Below are 249 nucleotides of genomic sequence, written 5' to 3'. Positions count from 1 at the left end.
AAGATATCGATGCCGCCAAATTGAAATTAACCACCGAAATAGTCGCCATCGGGGAGATAAAAACGGAAACTGAAACAACCAGATTCTATGTTGATTATGATGATTTAATGCTTTCTTTGCTAAAAGAAGCGGCCAAAAAAATGATTAACACCTGTAATGAGTATCAGAAAAGACACGGTAAAAAGACACTCTTTGAGGTACCTGAAGTCTGATAAGCTATTATTCTCTCCATGTACTCAAGGTATAAGG

At 36.9% G+C, this 249-nt stretch carries 1 protein-coding gene; it reads left to right on the top strand.

All coding sequences use genetic code 11. From position 1 onward, the window contains the following. A partial coding sequence (locus tag FN960_RS24560) for a hemolysin E (RefSeq protein ID WP_143850856.1) occupies positions 1-212 on the top strand: 212 nt, incomplete at its 5' end. Positions 213-249 lie beyond the last annotated feature (37 nt).

Origin of the sequence: Alkalicoccobacillus porphyridii, assembly GCF_007293315.1 — a bacterium.
GTDB classification, from domain to species: Bacteria; Bacillota; Bacilli; order Bacillales; family Bacillaceae_D; genus Alkalicoccobacillus; species Alkalicoccobacillus porphyridii.
The sequence above is the reverse complement of the archived record's forward strand: the minus strand, read 5'-3'. Positions and strand labels throughout refer to the sequence as shown.